Here is a 5,996-nt window from a genome sequence, read left to right on the forward strand (position 1 = left end):
CCCCGATAATCAGGTCATCGAAGCCGTCGCCGTTGATGTCTCCGGCACTGCTGACCGAGAAGCCTGAGAGGTCACCTGCATCAATGCCGTTGAGCACAAAGCCGTTACTGCCATCAAGTGACGAGAGATTGAGGCTGGCTCCAAAGCCACTGCTACTGCCAAACACGACGTAGCTCTCCCCTGCACTATACTTGCCGTTGGGGTCGGCACGAAATGCCCCGATAATCAGGTCATCGAAGCCGTCGCCGTTGATGTCTCCGGCACTGCTGACCGAGAAGCCTGAGAGGTCACCTGCATCAATGCCGTTGAGCACAAAGCCGTTACTGCCATCAAGTGACGAGAGATTGAGGCTGGCTCCAAAGCCACTGCTACTGCCAAACACGACGTAGCTCTCCCCTGCACTATACTTGCCGTTGGGGCTTGCAAACCTTGCCCCGATAATCAGGTCATCGAAGCCGTCGCCGTTGAAGTCTCCGGCACTGCTGACAGAAAAGCCTGAGAAGTCACGTATATCAATGCCGTTGAGCACGAAGCCGTTACCGCCATCGAGTGACGAGAGATCAAGGCTGGCTCCAAAGCCACTGCTGCTGCCAAACACCACGTAGCTATCCTCTGCATTATAATTGCCGTTGGGGTTGGCAAACCTTGCCCCGATAATCAAGTCATCGAAGCCGTCGCCGTTGATGTCTCCGGCACTGCTGACTGAGTAGCCTGAGCTGTCATTTGCATCAATGCCGTTGAGCACAAAGCCGTTACTGCCATTGAGTGACGAGAGATTCAGGCTGGCTCCAAAGCCACTGCTGCTGCCAAACACCACGTAGCTCTCCCCTGCAAAGTCATTGCCGTTGGGGTCGGCACTACTTGCCCCGATAATCAGGTCATCGAAGCCGTCGCCGTTGGTGTCTCCGGCACTGCTGACTGAGGAGCCTGAGTAGTCACCTGCATCAATGCCGTTGAGCACAAAGCCGTTGCTGCCATCGAGTGACGAGAGATTGAGGCTCGCTCCAAAGCCACTGCTGCTGCCAAACACCACGTAGCTCTCCCCTGCATTGTAGTTGCCGTTAGGCTCGGCACTACTTGCCCCGATAATCAGGTCATCGAAGCCGTCGCCGTTGAAGTCTCCGGCACTGCTGACTGAGTCGCCTGAGTAGTCAATGGCATTTATGCCGTTGATCGCAAAACCATTACTACCGTTGAGGTCAGAGAGGTTTAAAACTGCTGGATTAGGTGCCATTATTCTTGATTCCTATTGTCGTTTTGTAATCAGCGTAATAAACATTTGGTATTGTATAAAAGTAAAGCTGAAGCCGCTTACTACCAGCCAATCATTTGGGAAAGCTAAAGATTAGTTTATACAACATACTCAGATGTACAGTTTCAGACTATACATCGTATCTTTGTCTAGAGATCGGCATTTAATACATTACTAAACATTATGTACAATCTATATTTGCCTATCCTGGTTTTTGTTTTAGGGATTTACAAACAAATAGTGGCACTACTTTAAGAGTAATTTTATCGGACAAATCATTATTTAAGTTGATGTTTTCACTAACACTCTTTGCAGGTAATCTTGCGATCGCGTCGCAGTGAAAAAACGGAAGTGTATGATGAGAGCGATGTCTACGACGGGCTACGCCTACGCCTTTTTCTCGCCAGACAGCTAATCATAGTAATTTGTCAAACTAAAGAAACGATGCAACAAAGATGCACTTCAATGCAACAAAGGTGCGGGTTGATGCAACAAAGCTGCACGTCAATGCAACAAAGGTGCGGGTTGATGCAACAAAGATGCACGTCAATACAATAAAGGTGCGGGTCGATGCAACAAAGATGCACGTCAATGCAACAAAGGTGCACGTCAATACATCTTTGTTGCAAGAGGTTGCGTTTAGACAATAGTGAAATTAGCAGCAATCAACGTTGTAGTATTAATGCCAGTCAGGGTTGCTAAAACTTTCTCGCAAGCTGGTGAACGAAAACCAAGTCATCGTTTGTAGAGGCAACTGTCCGCGAAACTGGAAGCCCACACTATATAGGTACTCCGATTAATGTTGGGTAGTTCACGTTGTGTACTCTGCATTAATCCTCACATAGTCATAACTCAAATCACAACCCCAAGCTTTACCTGAGCCATGACCATTGCCAACATTAACGGAAATTAACACTGTATCCTCTTGAAGATAAGCACCGCCTACTGCTTTTTTCAAATAAGCACTTGCTGCTGCACGGTCAAAAGTTAAGGGTTGCCCATTTTCCAGCATTAAGAAATCTCCTAGCTTAATTTGCAGATTTTCTTGCTCAAAGGGCACACCTGCACGTCCAGCAGCGGCGGCAATGCGTCCCCAGTTGGGGTCACGTCCAAAGATTGCAGATTTAACTAAGGATGAACCGGCGATGGTTTTGGCTATTTGTCTAGCTGAGAGTTCATCATGAGTCCCAGTGACTTCCACTTCAATTAGGCAGGTTGCACCTTCGCCATCACGAGCGATCGCTTTGGCTAAATGTTGGCAAACTGCTGTTAACATGGCCTCTAATTTCTCTGCTTCTGCGCCCCATTCTGTAATTGCTGGGGTGCGAGATTGACCATTTGCTAGGGCGATTAAGCTGTCGTTGGTGCTAGTATCACCATCTACGGTAATGGAATTAAAACTTCTATCAGCTGCTCTTGTTAACATTTGCTGCCAAAGGTGAGACGAAACCGCAGCATCACAGGTAATAAATGCCAGCATGGTTGCCATGTTAGGGTGAATCATGCCGGAACCCTTGGCAATGCCGCCAATCCGCACGGGGCGTTGGCGCAGCCCGCCGGAGGCATCGCCTATGATTGTCTCTAGAGCAATAGATTTTGTTACTAAGTCTGTGGTGATAATGGCTCCGGCGGCGGCATCTGAGCCTGTTTCTGATAATGCTGCTACTAACTTGGGAATCCCACTTCGCAAAGCATCCATCTTAATTCTTTGACCAATCACGCCGGTAGAAGCCAATAATACAGATTCAGACGAGATGTTTAGTTCTTGGGCTATTGCCATTGCAGATTCTAGGGCATCAACCCAGCCTTGATTCCCTGTAGCGGCGTTTGCTTGTCCAGCGTTGCAGAGGATGGCACGAGCGCTATGTTTGGCTTGCAGACGTTGGCGACAATAGTCTACGCAGGCAGCTTTAACGTGGCTGGTAGTAAATACACCAGCTGCGATCGCTTCTACATCTGAAAAGATCAAAGCTAAATCTGGCAACCCCGAAGGTTTAAGCCCTGCGGTAATTCCTGCCGCTCGGTATCCTCTTGGTGCTGTGATGCCACCTGTTATTTTTTGCCAATCTGCCATGATTATTCCTTACAACTATCAGGTTGGATAAGTCAATTTGTGCTTTGGAAAAGTGCTGAGTTTTGTTGTGAGTTTATTTGCTGATGGCAATCATAATGCACCAGTTGGCGATTGGCATAATTGTTTTTACTTTTCTTATGATGAAAGACAAATGCGAAAAAGGAGAGCTACTTAAGTTGCTCTCCAGATCATCAGGGTGCATCTACTTACCAGAGCATACCATTTTAGGTATGAGGGTTGTCACCACTTTTATTGTGAAGATTCTATGAAGAAACACCGCAAAAATACTTAGGGGATGGAAGAGTGAGCATTATAATCCAAAAATTACGAATTACAAATTAGTTAAACTGTGACTTTCGTACCGTCAAATTTAGTAAAGGTAAAGCCGCTGAATTCTTCGTTGTAACCCAGTCTTTCATCCCTAAGGAGGCTAATAGCAACCTCTTCTCCCAAAGCCAAGGAAGCCGAACCATCGGAACGCCAATGGATACCGCCGTGACCGCGACCAATAGCATAGTTAGTTGCCAGTTTATTCAACTCTCCACCCACAGTCAGTGGTGGCCCACTATAAGGAATTACTTTTGTGGGGTCATTGGGGTCAGGCACTATTGGTGAGGGTATAACAAAGTTTTCATCAAAAAACGCTTTCAATAGTGTGACATTGACACCAGCAATAGAAGCCGCACCACCTGTATAGGAGGAATGGATTGGTGCTGCTTCTGGATATGCCTGGGGTAACAGATAGGTGCCGAAGGTGCTGAAGGTCTGAGCCAAAGCTTGGGAATGTAAGACCTCAGAATTAATTGGATAATCCGTTTTATTAACAATCTTGTTGTAAATTAGCCCACCATACGCCTCTGGACGCAGAATGCGGTGTACATAATATTTCTGCCAGTATGACGCTCTAATCGCACGCGAGGTACCCAAGTTAAGCAAGGCTTGTAAATGTCCCACTGCAAACGTTCCAGCTGAACCAACTTGGGTCTTGGAATTAACGTAAGGATTGCCCGGATTCAAAGGTGTACCAATACTACCAAGAATCAAGGAGGCTCCAAGGTATGTAGGGCCGCCAATATGGGCATACTCACCTAAATCCCGAACCGTGACTATGTAACGGTTTTTGGGGTCGTATTTAATGGACTTCCCTGAACTACCTCCATTCTGAATAGTTAACCATTCTTGGAAATCGAGTAGAAAGTCATTACCAGGAAGAGCAGTACGAATCAATGGCGAAACAGACTGAGTTCCCCAAGGAATAGTTAGCAACAAAAATTGTGAGATGTGGGGCCCATCTAGTACCCCTGGCGGAGTCACATATTTTGTACTTGAACCTGAACCGACGTAGTTGACACTACCACGAAATAGAGTTTGAGGGGTGACACGTCCATTTTGTTTTGGCCCTCGAAATGCTGAAAGCTTATTGAGGTCTTCGACAGCTGCCAAGACTTTTGGGTTGTCAGTATTGTTTTGGAGCTTAGAAAGAGGTACATCTCGGAGTAAAGCTTGCCAGTAGAGTTCAACTGCTTCAGCAGCGCGTTCTGCACTAGCTAGAGCCGGTGGTGGCGGCACAGCTATTTGTGCTGCATTGATCCCTTCTAAGCTAATTGCCAGAGCGCCTTGAGGATTGACCAACTTTCTGGTGCCACCCAAGATAATTTTTTCGTAATCATCTGGGTCTTGCGTTATCAGCGCTCTGGTCAAAGACTTGTAGGCATCCAAGTTAACTTCGCCCCGCGCATTGTGCGGTAGTCCCCTACTGTCGGAGCCAATTTTATTGGGATAACGCTCCTCATCCCCGTTCGTCGGATGTGGCGGAATGGGAATATTCCTTTCGAGTCTTGCTGCTTCAACACGTACTCGATAAGCTTTATCAACAAACCTATCATAGTTAAATCTTGACCTTCCAGAACGTCTGAAAGGATATTCGGCCTGGGCAATGTCTCCTCCCTTTTTGAAGGAGACAGTTGAACCTAAAACACCTGTAATAGTACTGGCAGCTGTAAATAAACCGACACGGCCGAGAAATGAACGTCTACTACCACGACTAAAAAAGAAGCGTCTACCACCTGAACTAACCTGCGTTGTTTCACTGTGAGTTTGAGCATCTTGACTGGAACTTTGGTGAGAATTGGAATCTGTTTGCATTTCAGATGTCTCCACTGGCAAAAAACAATACAAAAATCCAGTCATGAGTAAATCAATGAGTAACTTCAGAGGTTGAAAAACTCTAAGCCACACATTTGAAATACCCACGACTAGAAGAGGGTAATTGAACCGGGTTTGTGATGAAATTTGGGGCAGCTCTACTGGAAAGTAATTTGCACTAGAGGTTATTACTCTCGGCATTTAATCATGCTATTCAAGTAACTCTGTAGCATACGCTGAGGTTAAAGCATTGCGGCGATCGCACAGCCCAAACCATGATTCTTTTCCAGTTAATCAAAACACTGTAACTCTATCGATTTACCGTATTTTGAGTTCTTAAGTCAGACTTTCTCACAAACGACTGTGAAAATCAAGTAGTTTTTAGATCAATTTAGGTATTTCTCTAATATTGCTTTTAATAACAAAGCTGTTTCAATACAGTTCGGATGAGATTGATAATTGACCGAAACTAGGGTGTAGGGTGTGGGGTGTGGGGTGTAGGGTCAAAAGAAAAAACTCTCTTAT

The 5,996-nt window shown here is 46.1% G+C and carries 3 protein-coding genes and 1 pseudogene; 1 reads left to right on the forward strand and 3 read right to left on the reverse strand.

All coding sequences use genetic code 11. The features are described from left to right. Window positions 1–1,234, reverse strand: a pseudogene (locus tag F8S12_RS26020) (integrin alpha); the annotation flags it as partial. 473 nt (window positions 1,235–1,707) lie between these two features. Between F8S12_RS26020 and F8S12_RS26025 the strand changes: the two are divergent. Then, a complete protein-coding gene (locus tag F8S12_RS26025; RefSeq protein WP_196519186.1) occupies window positions 1,708–1,902 on the forward strand; it encodes a hypothetical protein in 195 nt (64 codons plus the stop codon). Between the two features lie 161 nt (window positions 1,903–2,063). Here the strand turns inward: F8S12_RS26025 and argJ are convergent, their stop codons facing one another. Then, window positions 2,064–3,326, reverse strand: coding sequence for a bifunctional ornithine acetyltransferase/N-acetylglutamate synthase (gene argJ / locus F8S12_RS26030; RefSeq protein ID WP_196519187.1), 1,263 nt, complete (start codon window positions 3,324–3,326; stop codon window positions 2,064–2,066). A gap of 342 nt (window positions 3,327–3,668) precedes the next feature. After that, window positions 3,669–5,471 (reverse strand): vanadium-dependent haloperoxidase, encoded by a 1,803-nt coding sequence (locus F8S12_RS26035; RefSeq protein ID WP_196519188.1) that lies wholly within the window; start codon window positions 5,469–5,471, stop codon window positions 3,669–3,671. Window positions 5,472–5,996: the final 525 nt, after the last annotated feature.

The organism is Nostoc sp. WHI (assembly GCF_015714725.1).
Classification (GTDB): domain Bacteria; phylum Cyanobacteriota; class Cyanobacteriia; order Cyanobacteriales; family Nostocaceae; genus Nostoc.

Bases quoted from the DNA above. Each gene is read 5' to 3' on its own strand.
- F8S12_RS26035 (WP_196519188.1), bottom strand. From the start codon at position 5,471: ATGCAAACAGATTCCAATTCTCACCAAAGTTCCAGTCAAGATGCTCAA.
- argJ (WP_196519187.1), bottom strand. From the start codon at position 3,326: ATGGCAGATTGGCAAAAAATAACAGGTGGCATCACAGCACCAAGAGGA.
- F8S12_RS26025 (WP_196519186.1), top strand. From the start codon at position 1,708: ATGCACTTCAATGCAACAAAGGTGCGGGTTGATGCAACAAAGCTGCAC.